This window comes from Candidatus Pelagibacter sp. HIMB1493 (assembly GCF_052047995.1).
In the GTDB taxonomy this organism is placed as follows: Bacteria; Pseudomonadota; Alphaproteobacteria; order Pelagibacterales; family Pelagibacteraceae; genus Pelagibacter.
This window is the reverse complement of sequence record NZ_JBNAIP010000001.1, coordinates 1,327,045-1,346,129: the sequence shown is the minus strand read 5'-3', so window position 1 is coordinate 1,346,129 and position 19,085 is coordinate 1,327,045. Positions and strand designations below refer to the sequence as shown.

Sequence of the window (19,085 nt, the reverse complement as noted above, 5' to 3'; positions counted from 1 at the left end):
AATGCAAACCATTAATGAATTACAATTAGCCAAAGAGCTAATTCGTTACCCGTCTATAACACCAATAGATGCCGGGGTAATGAAATTCTTAGAAAAAAAATTAAGAAAACTTGGTTTCAAAACTAAAATATTAGAGTTTCAGGAAAAAAACACTAAACCAGTAAAAAATCTTTATGCAAGACTTGGAACCAAAGGTCCAAATTTTTGCTACGCTGGTCACTTAGATGTTGTACCTGCTGGAAACTTAAAAGATTGGACAGTAAATCCTTTTAGACCCTCAATTAAAAAAGGACATTTAATTGGAAGAGGAGCAAATGATATGAAAAGCTCTATTGCAGCTTTTGTTTCTGCTGTCAGTATTTTTGTTAAAAATAATAAAAAATTTGATGGATCTATAAGCTTACTAATTACAGGTGATGAAGAAGGAATGGCTATTAACGGTACAAAAAAAGTTGTTGAATACTTAAAAAAAAGAAAGGAGAAAATTAATTTTTGTTTAGTTGGAGAACCAACTAATCCAAATAAATTGGGAGAAATGATCAAAATTGGTCGAAGGGGAAGTATGACCGGCAGACTTTCAGTCATAGGTGTTCAAGGTCATGTTGCTTATCCTCATAGAGCTAACAATCCATCAACTACTCTTGTTCAAATATTGAAAGAATTGAAGGAAATTAAATTTGATAAAGGAACAAAAGATTTTCAGCCAACAAACCTAGAGGTTACAAAAATAAATATTGATAATTCTGCTGATAACGTAATTCCCGGTTTAGCTAATGCAACTTTTAACATTAGGTTTAATAACAAACATTCATCGAATTCAATTAAAACAAAAATAAATAAAATATTGAAGAAAATTTGTAATAAAAATAAGTCAAATTACAAAATTGAATATAGTGTATCTGGTGAAGCTTTTTTAACTAAACCAAATCAAACTACATATATGATCCAAGATATAATTAAAAATATTACTAAGATTAAACCTGAACTCTCAACCACAGGAGGCACCTCTGATGCAAGATTTATTAGAAAGATTGCTCCCTGTTTAGAATTTGGTTTGGTTGGAAAAACAATGCACAAAGTAGATGAAGCAGTTTCTTTAAGTGATTTAAAAAAATTAACTTTAATTTATTCAAATATTTTAAAGAATTATTTTAAGTGAAAACAGCTTTAATTACTTCTGATACATACAAAAATCATAATACAGGAGATGGACATCCTGAAAAAATAGACAGAGTTACAGCTGTTATAGATAACTTTAAAAAATTAGATAACAAAAATTTAATATGGAAAAAGCCTTCAAAATTTGAAAAATCAATATTAATAAAAACTCATTCTTCTGAATATATTGATCATGTCGATCAATCATACCCTCAAAATGGATTTAATTTTTTAGATGGAGATACAGTTGTCTCCCCTGGTAGCAAAGAAGCAACAATGGACGCTGTTGGATCAATTATTGCAGCGATTGACGGTGTGAAGGAAAAAGAATTTAAAAATGCTTTTTGTGCAGTAAGACCTCCAGGTCATCACGCAGAAAAAGAGAAGGCCATGGGCTTTTGTATTTACAACAATGTTGCAGTTGGAGCTAATTATTTAATTGAAAAATATGGTTATAAAAAAATTGCTATAATTGATTTTGACGTCCATCATGGAAATGGAACGCAAGATATTTTTTTCAATAATGAAAGAGTTTTATATATTTCCACTCATCAATTTCCATATTACCCAGGTTCAGGTTCGGAAAAAGAGATTGGAAAATTTAATAATATTTTAAATATTCCACTTGAAGCTGGCACAAGTGCTAGAGAATATTTAAATGCATATGAACTGGTATTAAAAAAATTAAATGAATTTAAACCAGAATTTCTTTTATTTTCTGCAGGTTTTGATGCTCATATTGATGATCCTTTGGCACAATTAAAACTTAATGCTGAAGATTATTATACAATTACAAAAAGAACTTTAGAAATTTCAAAATCATTTTGTAGAGGTAATGTAGTATCTATACTAGAAGGTGGATATGACTTAAAAGCACTACAAGATAGTACTCAAAGACATGTTGATGCTTTAATAGAATTTAATTGATAATTCTCAATAAAAAACTAAATAAAACTCAATGAAATTATATAAAATTAAAAAATCTGATATCGATAAAAAAGGTAGAGGACTTTATGCTACTAAAGATATCAAAGAAGGTACAAAGATAATCGATTACGTTGGTAAACTAATTACAAAAAAACAAACTGAAGAGTCTGATAAATATGACAACAGTAAACCAATCTATTTATTTACTATCAACAAAAGATATGACCTTGATGGAGATTTTTCATGGAATACTGCAGGATTAATTAATCATTCTTGTGACAACAATTGTGATTATGATGGTAAGGGTCTAAAAATTTGGGTTAAAGCAATTAGAGATATCAAAAAAGGTGAAGAATTTACCTGCGATTATGGTTTTGGTTATGATGAAAATTACAAACAATTTCCCTGTAAGTGTAAGTCAAAAAATTGTTGTGGATACATCATAAGAGCAGAATCTAGATGGCGAATAAATAAAAAATTTGCCATGAGTAATAAAAAAAATCTAATAAAAAACTCTAGATAAAAATAATCCTGTAGGTGGTGCTGGAGGAGCGCACAGTGACCTTTTTTTAGACTTTAGAGCTTTGTCAAATTTTTTTAAATCCCATTTCTTTTCACCTAAATATTTTAAACAACCAACCATAGATCGTACTTGCTGTTGAAGAAAAGATTGAGATTTAAAATGAATTTCTATTTTATCATTTAAAGATTTTAATTTTACAAAATCCATCGTTCTAATTGGACTCTTAGCATTGCAACTTGAAGCCCTAAATGTTGAGAAATCTTTAGTACCAACTAATTTTTTTGCCCCTAATTTCATCAAATCTAAATCTAATTTTTTTCTTACATGCCAAACTTGATTTTTTTCAATCACAGGTGAACTTGTTCTATTTAAAATGAAATATTTATAAACTCTCTTTTTTGCAGAAAATCTTGAGTGAAAGTTACTAGTTCTTTTTCTTATTTTAAGAATTGTAATATTTTCATTTTTTAAAAAGTGATTAATTGAGTTAATAAATTTATCTAAGTTCAATAATTTATTTTTTAAATCAAAATGTGCTGACTGCTCGATAGCATGAACACCAGCATCTGTTCTACCTGATCCAACTATGGTAACATTTTCTTTTAATAACTTTCTAATTTTGTCTTGAAGTATTCCTTGAATAGTTTTATTTTTTTTTTGAATTTGCCAACCTTTATAATTTGTGCCTAAATACTCTATCAAAAGCTGATATCTAAACATTTATATTTTTGAGCCTTTTTTTATCTGCGAACCTTGAATAAATTCACTAATATTTTGAGGTCTTTTACCTTGCCTCTGAATTTCCTTAATAATTATCGATTGATTATTACCACAAGCAATTTCAAGATTATCACTCAATACTAACCCTGGATTTCCTTGAGCTCTTCCAACTTGAGCTTTTAGAATTTTATATCTTTCTCCATTAAACATAAAAAATGCTCCTGGTGATGGATATAAACCGTTTATCTTACCAATAATTTTTTCAGCATTTTCATTCCAGTTAATTTGACCTTCAGTTTTTTGAATTTTAGATGCATAGGTTGCTTTCGAATGATCCTGCTCAATAAAATTTGCTTTACCATCTAAAATATCATCTACGTTATCTAAAATTTTTTCTGCTGCTAAGCTAGAAAGCTTTTCACTAATTTCTAACGCATTCAAATTTTCATTAAGTTGGATTTTATAATTATTACAAACTGGTCCTGTATCTAATTTTTCAGCAATTCTCATTATACTTATTCCAGTCTCCTGATCTAAATTCATAATTGACCTTTGAATTGGTGCGGCACCTCTCCATTTAGGCAGTAAAGATGCATGTATATTTATAAAACCTTTTTTAGTTAGGTTTAGAAATTTTTTAGGTATGATTTGTCCGTAAGCAACAACTATTGCTAAATCAGCATCTAAAGAATTTAAAAAATTATACTCCTCTTCATTATTTATAACTGTCGGCGTTCTATATTCTAAATTTAAAGTTTCAGAAATACCTTGTATTGGAGACTTATTAATTTTTTGTCCTCTTTTTGATTTTTGAGGTGGCTGTGTATAAACATAAGAAATATTATATCCATTTTGATATAAAGATTTTAAAATTGGTACAGCAAACATGGGCGTACCCATAAAAACTAACTTTTTTGACATTTTTTAAACTTCAGCTGTATTTGATTTTAATTTTGAAAGTTTCTTTATGATCATTGATTTTTTTAGTTTTGAGAGATAATCGATGAATAATATCCCTTCCAAATGATCCATTTCATGCTGTATGCATGTTGCAAGTAATCCATCTGCCTTTAGTAACTGTTTCTTTCCATAGTAATCTAAATACTCTACTTCACATTTGCTTGGTCGATCAATTTCAGCAAATTGATTTGGCACAGATAAACACCCTTCTTCATAAGTTGCCTTAAGTGGATCTTTATTTTTTATTACTGGATTTACAAAGTATCTAGGCTCTTTTTTGTTTTCATCCTTGCTTATATCCATCACTATAATTCTTTTTGGTATACCAATCTGAATTGCTGCAAGACCAATACCATTAGCATCATACATTGTATCGAGCATATCATTCATTAATTTTTGCTCTTCACTTCCAACGGCTTCTACAGGTTTTGATACTTGTCGAAGTAACTTGTTTGGTTCTGTAATAATCGTTCTTATCGCCATAAAATTTGTATGTTATTATAATTTTTATACTTTTAAAGGAAGAACTTTTAGCAATAGCTTATTTCTAATTAGGTCAGCATTTATTTGATTTAAGGTATTCGAAATAAAATAAAGTCTTTTTTCATCAATATTTTCTATTTTGTCATTACCTATTATCTCAATTAAAGATAATAAAACTGTTCCAACTTCATTTGCTTCTATCAACTCAGCTAAATTTTCGTCTAATTCAAAAGGTTTTTGTGAATACAAACTTTCATACTCGCTTGGTATTTCTACTCCGTCTGATTTCAGACTTTCTATAAAAATTATATCTTTAATGGACAAAGTTTCATTACTAAAAATTATTCTATCAAGAAATTTTTTTAAATCTTCTTGTATTTCAGATTTTGAATAATCTCCTCTAAAATAATTTACCCACTTAGATTGATGTAAAATATTATTGTTGTATTGAATTTTTTTGAACTCTGAATTCTGATTTTTTGAATAGTTATTATAAAAACTTAAATAATCTGAAGGAACATTATTTACTTCAATTTCCTTCAAAAAGTTATTGAGCTCTTTATCAAAAGCTAAACCAATTTTGTTATCCTCAAATAACTGCTTCAACAACTGTAAAAATTTCAATTTCAATTCTGGTTCACTCGTTAAAAGTGCTCTTTGATAAATTAATGCTCTGGCTTCTAACGGAGACAGCAACTTGTAAGTATCAGTTGCACTTAACAATTGATCAATATTAAATTGAAATTTTTTATAATATTCAAATAAGTCTTTTTCTGAGAAAATTTTATAATTTGCAGCTTTCTCAATAATTAAGATTTTATCTTGATCATTTATTTCAACATTACTTAGATCTGGTAGTAAATTTGAATTTGATAGATATTTCCAAATTAATTTAGGCGTATTTTCATCGGGTTCAAATGAAAAATCTGGATTTGTTCTATGAGCTAAATGAAACTCAAATACTGAACTTTCAGAGACTTCTTTGGATGCTTCTTCAATATAACCAAACAGGTAATTCATTTTATTTTCAAAATACTCATCTTGAAAACCTAACTCTTTTTTAAGATCTAGAATTAATTGGGCTTCTTCATTTTTTCCATAATTTACTAAACAATATAAATTTAATTTAGATAAATATTCATCTTCAACTGGTTCTTTAATTTTTGTAAAAAATTCACAGGTCTTCTTTATATTTTTATCTGATAAATAGTTATCTAATAAATGTCTGGTTAGTTTGGGATGAGAGTTTACAATTTGATTATTAACCAAAAATTCTTCAATAAGTTCTAAATTAGAATTTTTAATTAACCAGTCAGATTTAAATTTTAAAAATTCATTTTCAGTAATATTTTGATTAGGATAATGAGCGTTAGTTAATAATGAAACTTCCATAATTTCTAATGCATCATTAGAAAGATTAATTTTCTCTAAACTGTTAAATAAATTTTTTAACTTTTGACCATCAGAATTCGTCCACATATCAATAGTCAAACCGTGTTCTGCAGGATCGTATAATCCTACTATTTTGACTTCTTTTGATGTTAAATTTTCATCTAATTCTATCGAGCCAGTATTTTTATCTGACTGCATATCAAAAACACTTATTTGATCATTATTATTTTCACCTTCTGTAATAACTGCTTCCTCAACAGTTTCATTTTCTTTTTTTTCAAGATTCCATATATCAATTGGATTATCTTCTGCGTGAATAGGATTTAAAATAATTAGATAGCTTAAAAAAATAAAAAAGAAATTTTTATTTAACAATTTTAAAATTTTCATTTGGAATAATTTTTTCAATTTCCTTTTTAGGAGCAGGAAAATCAATTGAATTGAGAATTAAAACAACGCCAAGAACAATTACTAGTCCAAAAATAGATTTAACAACTAGTCCAATTATACTTTTTTTACCTGAACTTGTATTTTTGTTGAATTGCATATAACTTTAGATAATTTCAAATTAAGACATATTTGTGTTTTTTCAATATTTAAACTTATGAAATCAAAAAAAAATCTTGTTTTTTTAGGTATGATGGGTTCTGGTAAGAGTTCTATAGGCTCTTTAGTAGCAAAAAAATTTAAATTAAATTTTGTAGATATAGATAAAGAAATAGAGAAAAATTTAAATACAACAATTCGAAAAATATTCGAAACAAAAGGAGAAGAATATTTTAGAAAAATCGAAGAAAAAACTACACTTAAAAAATTAAAACTTAGTTCTACAGTTATCTCTTTAGGAGGAGGTGCTTTTGCAAATAAAAATATTAGAAATGAAGTTTTAAAAAATCATTATTCATTTTGGTTAAATTGGAATGAAAAAATTTTAATTGAAAGAATTAAAAATAGCAAAAAAAGACCTTTAACAATTAATGCTACAGATAATGATTTAATTGATTTAATTAAAAAACGAACTAACATTTATTCTAAAGCTTTATATGAAATCAAGTGTGATAATCTCACTAAAAATGAAATAGTAAGAAAAATTAAAGAAATTTATGAAACCAATTAAATTAAAAATTGAAACAAAAACACAAAAATATCCAATAATAATTGGATCAAATCTAATTACTAACTTTTCAAAAATAATTAAAAATAATTCCTTAACATTCAATCAATGTCTTCTTGTAGTTGATAAAAATGTACCAAAAAAATTTATAACTAAAATAAAAAATTCATTAAATAAAAAGCAAATACATATATGTTTTTTTAATGCCAGTGAGGCCAATAAAAACTTTAATATTATTAATAAGATCCTAGAAATTTTATTAAATAAAAACTTTTCTAGAGATGACTGTTTAATATCAATAGGTGGGGGTATTACAGGTGATGTAAGTGGTTTTGCATCTAGTATCTTTAAAAGAGGTATGAAATTTATAAATATACCAACAACACTTTTATCCCAAGTCGACTCCTCGATTGGTGGCAAAACTGGCATAAATTCACATTATGGAAAAAACCTAATTGGTAGTTTTTATCAACCAAACTTAGTTATATCAGATGTTGATTTTCTTAAATCGCTGCCAAAAAGAGAGATTGTTTGTGGATATGGTGAAATTTTAAAACATTCCCTAATAAGAGATAAAAATTTCTTCAAATTTTTAAATAAGAATGTGAATAAAATTACTAAACTGAGTTCTCCATTTATTGAAAAAGCAATTTATGAAAGCTGTAAAATTAAAAAAAGTGTGGTTGAAAAAGACGAGAAAGAAAAAAATTTAAGAAAAGTTTTAAATTTTGGACATACATTTGGCCATGCTTATGAAGCAACCCTAAATTACAACAAGAAATTAAATCACGGTGAAGCAGTAATTCTAGGGATAAGGACGGCACTAAGTTTTAGTTTAAATTTAAAAATACTTAAAAAAAGTGATTACAACCTAATATTAAATCATATCAATAATTTAAATCTATCAATATCTGTTAATAAATTTTTTAATAAAAAAGATATAAATAAAATATTATTTTTCATGACAAAGGATAAAAAAAATAAATCTCAAAAAATTAATTTAGTACTTTTAAAAAAAATTGGATCTCCACAAATTAATATTGAATATCCAAAACAAAGACTGAAAAAATTTTTTAATGATTACTTAAGATAGTTGAATTTGAATTGAGTGAATAGTTTCTTTCAACTCTCTATCTAATACTTTATAAATTTTTTTATTGCTTTCAATTCTGTTCATATTTTTTAACTCATCAGAAACTATACTTAATTTTAAATGATATTTGCCTTCCTGATTACCTTTGTGATTTTTATGAAGAAAAGATTTATCTTCTATATCTATACTTTGAATATTTATTTGATCTGATAATTTTTTTTTTATAATTGCAATTAATTCATTTATATCCATATAGTAAATATTATATCATGAAAAATATTTGTGACTGGAATAATTGTAATGAAATTGGTGAATACAGAGCACCAATTGAGAAGGATAATAGCAGGAAATATAGAATGCTTTGTCTAGAACATGTTAAAGAATTTAACAAAAACTGGAATTATTTTTCTGGGATGAGTGATAACCAAGTAATCAATTTTTTAAAGTCAGATATGACTTGGCACAAACCTACTCAAAATTTTAGTTCTTCAGATAATTTTTTTAAAGTCCTATGGAACACAACATTAAAAGATGAATTTGATAAAGATAAATTCAATGGAGACTATAATCATATGCGTCAATTTAAATTCGATCATAAAGATATTAAAGCATTTGGAATATTGGGAATATCTGTGGGTTTAAAATGGCAAAAAATACAAGAAAAATTCAAAGTGCTTGTTAAAAAATTTCACCCTGATATGAATGCCGGAAATAAAAAATACGAGGAAAAATTAAAACTGATCACTTTAGCTTATACACAGCTAAAAAACACTTATAGGGAAAAAATTGACTCCAAATCTTAACATTCAACCTGACATAAAAGTTTCTTTAAAACAATCTTTTGGAATAGATTCTGAAATGGAAGTAGATGCATTTTCAAAAAAAAGTGAATATGTGCCTGAAATAGATAAAAACTATAAATTTGATAGAGATACTACACTTGCAATCATTTCAGGATTTGTGTTCAATAAAAGAGTATTAGTACAAGGATATCATGGTACTGGAAAATCAACACACATAGAGCAAATAGCTGCAAGACTAAACTGGCCGTGTATTCGAGTAAATTTAGACAGTCATGTTAGTCGAATAGATTTAATAGGTAAGGATGCAATTGTCCTAAAAGATGGAAAACAAGTCACACAGTTTAATGAGGGTATTCTACCATGGTCAATTCAAAATCCAGTTGCTTTAGTATTTGATGAGTATGACGCTGGAAGACCTGATGTTATGTTCGTTATTCAAAGAGTTTTAGAGGCTGAAGGAAATTTCACGCTACTAGATAAAAACAAAGTAATAAGTCAAAATAAATATTTCAGATTGTTTGCTACATCTAATACAGTTGGACTTGGTGATACTACTGGACTTTATCACGGAACACAGCAAATTAACCAAGGTCAAATGGATAGATGGAATATTGTAACAACATTAAACTATCTAAGCCTAGATAGAGAAATGGATATAGTTTTATCAAAGAATAAAAATTTAAATAATGCCAAGGGAAAAGAAAAAGTTGCTAATATGATTAAAGTAGCATCCTTAACTAGAAAAGGTTTTATTGCTGGAGATATATCTACTGTAATGAGTCCAAGAACAGTCCTTCATTGGGCTGAAAATTCTGAAATTTTTAAGGATACCGGATATGCATTTAGAGTAACCTTTTTAAATAAGTGCGATGATATTGAGAAAAATACAATCGCGGAATATTATCAAAGATGTTTTGGTGAAGAATTGCCTGAGTCTTTGTTCAATATTCAAATTTAAATGAGCAATAGAGAAACAAATTTAAAAGAAAAATTTAGAATTGCTTTATCTTCAACAGCAAAAGTAATCGCAGACGATATTGATATAAAGAACAAATCTTCTGAAGATAAAAAAACGAAAGATATTTCATCTTTTGAAATAAATGATCTAACCAGTCCAAGTGATTTTATAAAATTAAGGGCTGAAACAGACTCTACAGCACTTAAAAAAAGGTTTTCTAATGAAAAAATTTACAAAAAAAATTTACCTTCAAACACTTCATCTAGATCTTTATATAATATAGCTGAAAAGATTAGATATGAAGCCCTAGGAGGCAAAATGTTAAAAGGAATTCAAAAAAATTTTTCTGAAAACTATTCACAAATAATTAATCGTAAAAGAAAAGATCAGCTTAAAACAAAAGAAGACGTTCCTGTTGCTGAAGCATTTGAGCTATATATGCTTAAAAATTTTCATAATATAGACCTAAATCCTTTAACGTCTAGAATGCTTAATTTCTGGGAAAAAGATTTTGAGCAATCAATTAAGAAGCATAAAGAGTTTTTATTAAATAATTTAGAAAATCAAAATACATACAGTTCTAAATTTTCTAAAATACTTGAAGAAATGGATATTTTTCAAAGCGATGAGGAAGACCAAGAAGAGGAAGAAAATCAAGATCAAGGTCAAGACAATCCCTCAAATGATGACCAAAATAAAGATAATGAAGATAGCAAAGATGAAAATGATGAACAGCAAACAGAGGCATCTGTTGATGCTGATTATAGTATAGACGAGTTTAATTTGGATGAGCAATTATCTGATGTTGAGTCTGATGAACAAAACTCTGAGCAAGTAATTCAAAAAAAAATTGATAATGTAAATATAGATTATAAAATATTTACTACACAATACGACGAAGTGGTTAAAGCTGAAAATCTAGAAAATGCAGATGAAGCTACAAAACTTAGGAAAAATTTAGATCAGCAGTTAATTGGTTTCCAAGATGTAATTACCAAGTTAGCTAATAAACTTCAAAGACAATTACTAGCAAAACAAAATAGAGCTTGGGAATTTGATTTAGAAGAAGGCTTACTTGATAGTTCAAAGTTACCAAGAATAATAATGGATCCATATAACTCTTTGTCATTTAAAAAAGAAAAGGATTTAGATTTTAAAGATACAGTTGTAACTTTACTTATTGATAATTCTGGCTCTATGAGAGGAAGACCAATAACGATTGCTGCTATTTGTGCAGATATTTTGTCAAGGACACTCGAAAGATGTTCAGTCAAAGTAGAGATTTTAGGATTTACTACAAAAAACTGGAAAGGTGGACAGAGTAGAGAATTTTGGACTAAAAATTCAAAACCAAAAACACCTGGAAGACTTAACGATCTAAGACATATAATTTATAAAGGTGCGGATACACATTGGAGACAAGCAAAAAATAATTTAGGCCTAATGTTAAAAGAGGGTTTGTTAAAAGAAAATATTGATGGCGAAGCTATATCTTGGGCATACAACCGTATTAAAAAAAGGAAAGAAGAAAGAAAAATTTTAATGGTAATTTCTGATGGAGCTCCAGTTGATGACTCAACACTTTCAGTAAATTCAGGAGATTTTTTAGAAAAACATTTGAAGAAGATGGTCAAATTTATTGAGAATAAATCTGATATTGAAATTTTAGCGATTGGTATTGGACATGATGTTTCAAGATATTACAACAGAGCTATAAAAATTACTGACGTAAATGAGTTAGGAGATGTAATGATATCTCAACTTAGCTCTTTGTTTGAAACAAAGAAAAAATTTCATTGAATATTAAACAAATCTTTATTTCTCCATTTAATTATTACTTCTGCACCAGACCTTGTTTTGGAGTTTCTACAATTCACATTAGCAAAATTTTTTTCTAACAATGTTTTTCCTATAAACAAACCTAAACCAAGTCCTGTTTTTGATTTATCTTGAGGATTATTTGATTTTAAATATGGTTCTCCTATTTTTGATAAAATATCTTTTGGATAACCTGGACCATCATCCTCAATACTTATTTCTGTAAATTCACTATCGCTCTTTAGGTTTATGAAAATATTTTCATTAGAAAATTTATTAGCATTACCTATAAAATTTCTTAATCCATAAACAATTTCTATAGATTTTACTATTTTTTTTGAATTAGAGTCTTGATCAAAATTGAAGACAAACTTCTTTGTGCTTATCTCTTTAAATGAATTTAAAATTTCATTTAAATAATCTCTAATAGTAATATCTACATCAATAAACTCATCCTCCTCGTCTGGGTTTAAAGTTAATTTTTTTAATATTTCATTACATCTTTCAACCTGACTAGATAATAAATTGATATCTTTTTCTACATCTTTATTGCCTTCGAATTGTTTTAGTAATTCTTGAGTAATTATTTTTATGGTTGAAAGAGGTGTTCCTAATGAATGAGCAGCTGCAGCAGCTTGACCACCCAAGGACAATAGTTCGTGTTCTTTGGCCATTACTTCTTCCATTTTTGTAAGAGCTTCTTTTCTTAACCTAGATTGAGTTCCAAATGTCATTGCAAAATAATTTAAAAAAACAAGAGCAATAATCAAAGCAATCGGGATAGAATAATAATAATAAGGGCTTACATGAAAATGATCCCCAAGTGGAGAAGGTAATTTTGTTGAATAAAAAGTTAAAAACATAATTGATAAAACTGTTAACAACACAAGCATAGTATTTGTTCTAAAACTTAAATTAGATGATGAAAATACACTTGGAATAATTATAAAAATAACAAATGGATTAAGAATTCCACCTGACAAGTAAAGTAAAATAGCTAATTGCAAAATATCAATAACTAAGAAAATGAAAGCTGATCTGTCAGATAATTGAGTTTTTTTATAAATAAAAATTAAGTAAAAATTACTTATGATGCCAATAAATATAATTAGATTAGAAGTTATAAAGTCAAATTTAAAATCGAATACAAAGTATACAAAATTAACTGCAATTAACTGTCCAATTATACCAATCCATCTTAAGGTAATATAAGTAGATTTTTTGAATGAATGGTGTTTTGAAGTTTCAAAAAACTTCATTTTTAAATATCAAGATTTTTTACATTGATAGCATTTGAGACTATGAAATCTTTTCTTAACGCAACATCACTTCCCATTAGTGTATGGATAAGACTTTGATCTTTTTTAAGATCTTTAGAGTATTGCACTTGGAGCAAATTTCTAGTTTCAGGATCTAAAGTTGTATTCCACAACTCTTCTGGATTCATTTCACCAAGACCCTTAAACCTTTGTATATTCATTTTTGATTTTTCTAAATCTAAGGCATTCAAATAGTCTTTTGAGCCTCTTTTCAATTTCTTTAATTCCTTGTTATTATTTACGATATAATCCTCTAATTCTTTCTCATCTTTAATATAAATCCCTTTTGAACCTTTATTAATTTTAAATAATGGTGGTTGAGCTAAATAAACATGACCATTTTCAATTAATTTATTAAATGGTTTGTTATTAAAAAAAGTTAACAACAATGCTCTTATATGAGAACCATCAACATCCGCATCGGTCATTATAATTATTTTACCGTATCTTAAATCTTTTAAATCTATTTCCTGAGATTTAGGATCAAGTCCGAGTGCATTAATTAATGTTACTATCTCATTTGAAGATATCATTTTTGCTAGAGCTTTTGTTCTTAGATCTGAACCATTACCATTGCCATTGCCATTTTTTTTTAAATTTATGTCCTCGACATAAGTGTTTAAAATCTTACCTCTTAGAGGCAAAACAGCTTGATTTGCTCTATTTCTTCCTTGCTTTGCGGACCCACCTGCTGAGTCTCCCTCAACGATAAACAATTCAGTACCTTCTTGTTTTCCTATCTGACAATCAGCTAATTTTCCTGGCAATCCACTTAACTCAAGCGCTCCTTTTCTTCTTACATTTTCCCTAGCTTTTCTTGCAACATCTCTTGCCATAGCTGCTTGAATAACTTTAGCCAATACTATTTTGGCGATAGATGGATTTTGGTCAAACCATATTGATAGTTTTTCATTAACCAAAGTTTCAACAATCATTCTTACCTCGGAAGAAACTAACTTATCTTTAGTTTGTGAAGAAAACTTAGGATCAGGGATTTTAGTTGAAAGCACACATGTTAAGCCTTCTTTAATATCATCTCCTGAAATAGCTAATTTATTCTTTTTTAATAGATTATTTTCATTGGCATATTTGTTTACAACCCTTGTAAGAGCACTTCTAAAGCCTAATAAATGTGTTCCGCCATCTTTTTGATAAATATTATTTGTGTATGGAAATATATCTTCTGCATAACCAGCATTCCATTTTAATGAACACTCTATTTCAATATTATTCTTTTTGCCTTCAATATAAATTGGTTTTCGAAATAAATCGTTACCATTTTTATTTTGTAGTTTTTCTCTTTTCTCATCTAAAAAGTCTACAAACTCTAAAACACCACCATCAAATTTAAATTCAGATGTCTTTTCTTTTTTTTGACTAGCGTCAGTAAAAATTATTTTTATACCTTTATTTAAGAACGCTAACTCTCTCATCCTTTTAATTAAAATATTTGCACTAAATTTAATTGATGAGAATATATCTTTCGAAGGTAAGAATGTTATTTGAGTTCCTGTATTTTTAGATTTTCCAACTACTTTGAGAGGGGATTTTGCTTCACCATTTTTAAATTCTATTATGTGTTTTTTTCCATCTCTATTTATTTCTAATTCTAATTTTTCCGACAATGCATTAACAACTGAAACACCAACGCCGTGTAGTCCACCAGAAACTTTATATGAGTCATGATCAAACTTACCACCAGCATGAAGTTGAGTCATAATTACCTCGGCTGCAGATTTTTTTTCCCCTTTATGCATGTCAACAGGGATACCTCTTCCGTCATCATTTACAGTAATTGTTCCGTCAGAATTAATTTTTACATTAATATTTTTACAATGACCTGCTAATGCCTCATCTATCGAGTTATCTACAACCTCATAAACCATATGATGTAAACCTGTACCATCATCAGTATCTCCAATATACATACCTGGTCTTTTTCTCACTGCCTCAAGGCCTTTTAAAACTTTAATTGAGTCTGCTTGATATGAATTTTTATTTGTCATTTTTTAAATTTTGGAAAAAAAAAATTATAACATTATTTTTAAAAAATGCTTATTTATCTTAAAAATTCAGTAATTAATTGGTTAAATTAATGTTGAAATACAAAGCAAATTTAATGGCAGATAAAATTGGATTAGAACCCATGAAATAATTGAAGAAAATATATTATAATTTTTACTATTTTATTTAATAATAAGCATTATCTCAAGATAGATGCAAATCGATTTGCATGAATTTCAATTTGCAGTTTCTTTTCTTTAACTATCTGATCAACAGCTTGTTTGACTCCCTTAGCTTCACCATGGGTATAATCATCGCATAAAATATAGCAATCCTTTTTAGTATTATCCAATAAAAATCCTAACTCATAATAAACTGTTTCAAAACTATGTCCTCCATCTATATAAATCATATCAAAAATAGTCGTATCAACATTTTTTAATGTTTTTTTTGTATCTCCTTTGATTAATTTAATATTATTTTTAAATTTTTTTAAAAAGTTCAGAACAGAGTCAATTGAATTTAACTGCTCTTTTTTTATTATATTGTAATATAAATACTTTAATGGATTAGAAAATTTTTGTTTATACCTTCTGATTGAATTTGGAGCAATTTCCAATTCGTTGATTTCTGAATAATCCTCGAATAAATCAAGTCCATAATATTTGAAATCATTACCGTAAAAGTAAAATAAATATTCACAAATATTTCTGGCATTTACACCAGTATAAACACCTATTTCTAAAAAATTTTTTGGTTTTTTTTTTTTTAAAATTTCTAAAAAAATATCACCATGTTGATACATGGTGGAAGATCTCCAATATTTTTTGTATTTTGGATACATAATAAAAAAATAAAATATAGTTTTGTTACAATTATTTTACATTAAATTTCTATGAAATAGAATTTTTCATGATTGAGCTAAAAATGTTAGTATTGGCGGAGAGAGCGGGATTCGAACCCGCGAAAGAGTTGCCCCTTTACACGCTTTCCAAGCGTGCGCCTTCAACCACTCGGCCACCTCTCCATATCAAATAAATTTGAATTACTTAAAAAGTATTTTTTTTAAATCACTTATTAGTAAAAAGTTATATTTTGATATATCAATTTTCTTCTTAAGAGTTAATTTTCTAGTATTAATTTTATTTTTTGGGTTCAAAAATATGTTGTTGGGAAATCTTTTCTTCTCAAATTTATATAAATTATTTTTTTCCATAAATATTTTTTTGTTGTAAGCAATTCCTTTATACAACCAAGCTGATATTCTATATTTGTAAATATCTTCATCTAAAGGTAAATAAACAGCTTGTATTTTATTTATATACCTTTCATCAATAAACTCTAACAAACTTACATTTTCAAAATTACTAAATAGTTTTTTTTTTATGTTTGAATTTTTACTTAAAATATAAATTTTTAAATCTTTATTTTTTTTAATAAAGTTTTTAATTAAATTTTTATCAAAATGGTGCCTTGTTGGTATAAGAAATGTATTATTATTTTTTATTACAACTTCTGTATTTTTAATTTTAATTATAGGATGATGTGTGAAAAAAGCATTTCTTTTAAATTTAAAAACTAATAATTGTTTTGAATGCACATTATAGACTAAGTGGTTAATATTTTTATTTAAAAAGTTTAATAAAAAAAATCTAAATTTTTTTTTTATGTTTAAAGTATCGTGTTCAAAAACAAATATTTTAAAATAATCTAAATCCATAAGTATCCCAAGAACAATTAGAACTAAAGGCTCATATGATAATAGAACTATTTTATTTATTTTTTTTTTTTTAAATTCTTTAAACAATTTATATAATTGAACTATTCTAAAGAAAAAATTTTTTTCTAAATTTATATAATTAATATTTTTTCTTTTGTTTACTTTTTTTATTATTGCTTTGTTTAGGTAAATAAATTTAAAGTTTTTATTTAGATGTTTTATATAAAAATTAATTATATCAATGTGCCCAATGGGACTTAAGTAATCAACTAACACTGATTTCATTAAATATCTTTGTTAATTTTAAGCACTCCAATAAATGCTTCTTGTGGTATTTCAACTCTTCCAAATTGTTTGGATCTTGCTTTACCTTTTTTTTGTTTTTCCAATAATTTTCTTTTTCTATCTGTAGCTCCACCACCATGAATTTTTGTTAAAACATCTTTTTTAAACCCTTTTATAGTTTCTCTAGCAATAATTTTACCTCCAATTGCAGCTTGAACAGGGATCATAAAATTATGTCTTGGAATAAGGTCTTTAAGTTTTTCACAAACTTCTCTCCCTGTTTTTTGTGCAAAATCTTTATGTATCATCATAGCTAAAGCATCAACAGGTTCAGCATTCACTAAAATACCAAGTTTTACTAGATCACCTTCTCTATGCTCAATTATTTCATAATCAAAACTTGCATATCCACTCGTCATTGACTTAAGTCTATCATTGAAATCAAACACAACTTCATTTAAAGGAAGTTCATAATTTACTACTGCTCTACTTCCAGAATAACTAAGGTTGGTTTGTACTCCTCTTTTGTCTTGACACATTTTAATTATTGAACCTAAGTACTGGTCTGGAGTAATAATAGTTGCCTTAATCCAAGGTTCTTCAATATATTTTATTAATGTAGGGTCTGGTAAACTTGATGGATTTTGCAAATCTATCGTACCACCATTATTCAAATGAACTTTATAAACTACTCCTGGTGTTGTTGTTAATAAATTAACATCAAATTCTCTCTCAAGCCGTTCTGTTACTATTTCTAGATGAAGTAAACCTAGAAACCCACATCTAAATCCTAAACCTAGAGCGGAGGATGATTCCGGTTCAAAGGAAAAACTTGCATCATTTAATTGTAATTTTGCTAAACCATCTTTTAATTTTTGAAACTCTGAACTATCTACAGGAAACAATCCACAAAATACTACAGGTTTACTAGGTTTAAATCCTGGCAAAGCCTCTTTTAATGGTTTTGTTGCGTCACAAATTGTATCTCCAACTTTAGTCTCTGATAAAACTTTTATCCCTGTTGTGATAAATCCTATTTCTCCTGTTTTTAATTCAGTGATATCAACTGGCTTTGGTGTAAAAACACCAACTTTTTCTACAATATATTCTTGATTTGTAGACATCATTTTAATCTTCATATGTTTTGAAAGCTTGCCGTCTATAACTCTAACTAATATTACGACCCCTAAATAAGTATCGTACCAACTATCTACTAGTAAACATTTTAAATCCGATGAACTTTGACCTTTTGGTGCTGGTAAAGTCGTTATGATTTGCTCTAAAATATCTCCTATTCCTTCGCCAGTTTTTCCAGAACACGGAATAGCGTTCTCAGTATCTATCCCAATAACTTCCTCAATTTGTTTTTTTGTTCTTTCTAAATCAGAAGCTGGTAAATCTACCTTATTTAATACTGGGACAATTTCATGATTTGTATCCAATGCTTGGTAAACGTTTGCTAAAGTTTGAGCTTCAACTCCTTGTGTACTATCCACAATTAAAATTGAACCTTCACAAGCATATAATGATCTACTTACCTCGTAGCTAAAATCTACATGGCCTGGTGTATCTATAATATTTAAAATATATTCTTTTCCGTCTTTAGCTTTATAATTTAGCTTTACAGTTTGAGCTTTAATGGTGATACCTCTCTCTCGCTCAATATCCATTGAATCTAAAACTTGAGCTTTCATCTCTCTTTCAGTCAGACCACCACAATTATGAATTATTCTGTCTGCAATAGTAGATTTTCCATGATCAATGTGTGCGATGATTGCAAAATTTCTTATATTATCGATTGAACTCAT

19 protein-coding genes and 1 tRNA gene are annotated in these 19,085 nt (G+C 27.5%); 8 read left to right on the top strand and 12 right to left on the bottom strand.

All coding sequences use genetic code 11. The annotated features are described in order from the left end of the window. Window position 1 precedes the first annotated feature (1 nt). Genes dapE through ACTTBK_RS07115 form a run of 3 tightly spaced genes read left to right on the top strand, consistent with a single transcriptional unit; the run spans window position 2 to window position 2,608 of the window. Window positions 2-1,159: a succinyl-diaminopimelate desuccinylase gene (gene dapE, locus ACTTBK_RS07125; RefSeq protein WP_440619349.1), complete on the top strand. Its 1,158-nt coding sequence runs from the start codon at window positions 2-4 to the stop codon at window positions 1,157-1,159. After that, a complete protein-coding gene (locus tag ACTTBK_RS07120) occupies window positions 1,156-2,085 on the top strand; it encodes a histone deacetylase family protein (protein ID WP_440619348.1) in 930 nt (309 codons plus the stop codon). The genes dapE and ACTTBK_RS07120 overlap by 4 nt, the downstream gene beginning before the upstream one ends. 31 nt (window positions 2,086-2,116) lie before the next feature. Continuing rightward, window positions 2,117-2,608: an SET domain-containing protein gene (locus ACTTBK_RS07115; RefSeq protein WP_440619347.1), complete on the top strand. Its 492-nt coding sequence runs from the start codon at window positions 2,117-2,119 to the stop codon at window positions 2,606-2,608. Here the strand turns inward: ACTTBK_RS07115 and truA are convergent. Genes truA through ACTTBK_RS07090 form a run of 5 tightly spaced genes read right to left on the bottom strand, consistent with a single transcriptional unit; the run spans window position 2,588 to window position 6,710 of the window. Next, the gene (truA, locus tag ACTTBK_RS07110; protein WP_440619346.1) at window positions 2,588-3,328 is read right to left on the bottom strand and encodes a tRNA pseudouridine(38-40) synthase TruA; all 741 of its coding nucleotides are present in this window, start codon (window positions 3,326-3,328) and stop codon (window positions 2,588-2,590) included. The two genes, ACTTBK_RS07115 and truA, sit on opposite strands and share 21 nt — an antisense overlap. Continuing rightward, window positions 3,329-4,249, bottom strand: a complete 921-nt coding sequence (gene fmt / locus ACTTBK_RS07105; RefSeq protein WP_440619345.1) for a methionyl-tRNA formyltransferase — start codon at window positions 4,247-4,249, stop codon at window positions 3,329-3,331. A 3-nt stretch (window positions 4,250-4,252) separates the two neighbouring features. Beyond that, window positions 4,253-4,771, bottom strand: coding sequence for a peptide deformylase (gene def, locus ACTTBK_RS07100; protein ID WP_440619343.1), 519 nt, complete (start codon window positions 4,769-4,771; stop codon window positions 4,253-4,255). Between the two features lie 24 nt (window positions 4,772-4,795). Continuing rightward, complete coding sequence (locus ACTTBK_RS07095; protein WP_440619342.1) at window positions 4,796-6,553, bottom strand: hypothetical protein; 1,758 nt, start codon at window positions 6,551-6,553, stop codon at window positions 4,796-4,798. Further along, complete coding sequence (locus ACTTBK_RS07090) at window positions 6,528-6,710, bottom strand: hypothetical protein (RefSeq protein ID WP_075505937.1); 183 nt, start codon at window positions 6,708-6,710, stop codon at window positions 6,528-6,530. Before ACTTBK_RS07090 ends, ACTTBK_RS07095 begins: the two co-directional genes overlap by 26 nt. A gap of 57 nt (window positions 6,711-6,767) precedes the next feature. Between ACTTBK_RS07090 and ACTTBK_RS07085 the strand changes: the two genes are divergently transcribed. Together ACTTBK_RS07085 and aroB are read left to right on the top strand one after the other, a co-directional pair. Next, window positions 6,768-7,280, top strand: a complete 513-nt coding sequence (locus ACTTBK_RS07085) for a shikimate kinase (protein ID WP_440619340.1) — start codon at window positions 6,768-6,770, stop codon at window positions 7,278-7,280. Further along, complete coding sequence (aroB, locus tag ACTTBK_RS07080) at window positions 7,267-8,370, top strand: 3-dehydroquinate synthase (protein ID WP_440619339.1); 1,104 nt, start codon at window positions 7,267-7,269, stop codon at window positions 8,368-8,370. The genes ACTTBK_RS07085 and aroB overlap by 14 nt, the downstream gene beginning before the upstream one ends. Here the strand turns inward: aroB and ACTTBK_RS07075 are convergent. Beyond that, window positions 8,362-8,622, bottom strand: a complete 261-nt coding sequence (locus ACTTBK_RS07075) for a BolA family protein (RefSeq protein ID WP_440619338.1) — start codon at window positions 8,620-8,622, stop codon at window positions 8,362-8,364. The two genes, aroB and ACTTBK_RS07075, sit on opposite strands and share 9 nt — an antisense overlap. Window positions 8,623-8,639: 17 nt before the next feature. Between ACTTBK_RS07075 and ACTTBK_RS07070 the strand changes: the two genes are divergently transcribed. Genes ACTTBK_RS07070 through ACTTBK_RS07060 form a run of 3 tightly spaced genes read left to right on the top strand, consistent with a single transcriptional unit; the run spans window position 8,640 to window position 11,931 of the window. Further along, a complete protein-coding gene (locus ACTTBK_RS07070; RefSeq protein WP_428079254.1) occupies window positions 8,640-9,173 on the top strand; it encodes a J domain-containing protein in 534 nt (177 codons plus the stop codon). After that, entirely contained in the window at window positions 9,157-10,131 is a 975-nt protein-coding gene (gene cobS, locus ACTTBK_RS07065; protein ID WP_440619337.1) for a cobaltochelatase subunit CobS, read from the top strand. Before ACTTBK_RS07070 ends, cobS begins: the two co-directional genes overlap by 17 nt. Continuing rightward, the gene (locus ACTTBK_RS07060) at window positions 10,132-11,931 is read left to right on the top strand and encodes a cobaltochelatase CobT-related protein (RefSeq protein WP_440619335.1); all 1,800 of its coding nucleotides are present in this window, start codon (window positions 10,132-10,134) and stop codon (window positions 11,929-11,931) included. On the opposite strand, the gene ACTTBK_RS07055 is transcribed toward ACTTBK_RS07060, so the two are convergent. The 6 genes from ACTTBK_RS07055 to lepA form a co-directional block, all read right to left on the bottom strand. Further along, the gene (locus ACTTBK_RS07055) at window positions 11,925-13,208 is read right to left on the bottom strand and encodes an ActS/PrrB/RegB family redox-sensitive histidine kinase (protein WP_440619333.1); all 1,284 of its coding nucleotides are present in this window, start codon (window positions 13,206-13,208) and stop codon (window positions 11,925-11,927) included. The genes ACTTBK_RS07060 and ACTTBK_RS07055 overlap by 7 nt on opposite strands. Window positions 13,209-13,210: 2 nt before the next feature. Further along, window positions 13,211-15,274 carry a DNA gyrase subunit B gene (locus tag ACTTBK_RS07050; protein ID WP_440619332.1) on the bottom strand — a complete coding sequence of 688 codons (2,064 nt, stop codon included), beginning with the start codon at window positions 15,272-15,274 and terminating at the stop codon, window positions 13,211-13,213. A 197-nt stretch (window positions 15,275-15,471) separates the two neighbouring features. Beyond that, window positions 15,472-16,116 carry a class I SAM-dependent methyltransferase gene (locus tag ACTTBK_RS07045; protein WP_440619331.1) on the bottom strand — a complete coding sequence of 215 codons (645 nt, stop codon included), beginning with the start codon at window positions 16,114-16,116 and terminating at the stop codon, window positions 15,472-15,474. Window positions 16,117-16,209: 93 nt separating this feature from the next. Further along, window positions 16,210-16,299: transfer RNA gene (locus ACTTBK_RS07040), tRNA-Ser, on the bottom strand. 18 nt (window positions 16,300-16,317) lie between these two features. Beyond that, complete coding sequence (locus tag ACTTBK_RS07035) at window positions 16,318-17,277, bottom strand: hypothetical protein (protein WP_440619329.1); 960 nt, start codon at window positions 17,275-17,277, stop codon at window positions 16,318-16,320. Further along, the gene (gene lepA, locus ACTTBK_RS07030; protein WP_440619327.1) at window positions 17,277-19,085 is read right to left on the bottom strand and encodes a translation elongation factor 4; all 1,809 of its coding nucleotides are present in this window, start codon (window positions 19,083-19,085) and stop codon (window positions 17,277-17,279) included. The genes ACTTBK_RS07035 and lepA overlap by 1 nt, the downstream gene beginning before the upstream one ends.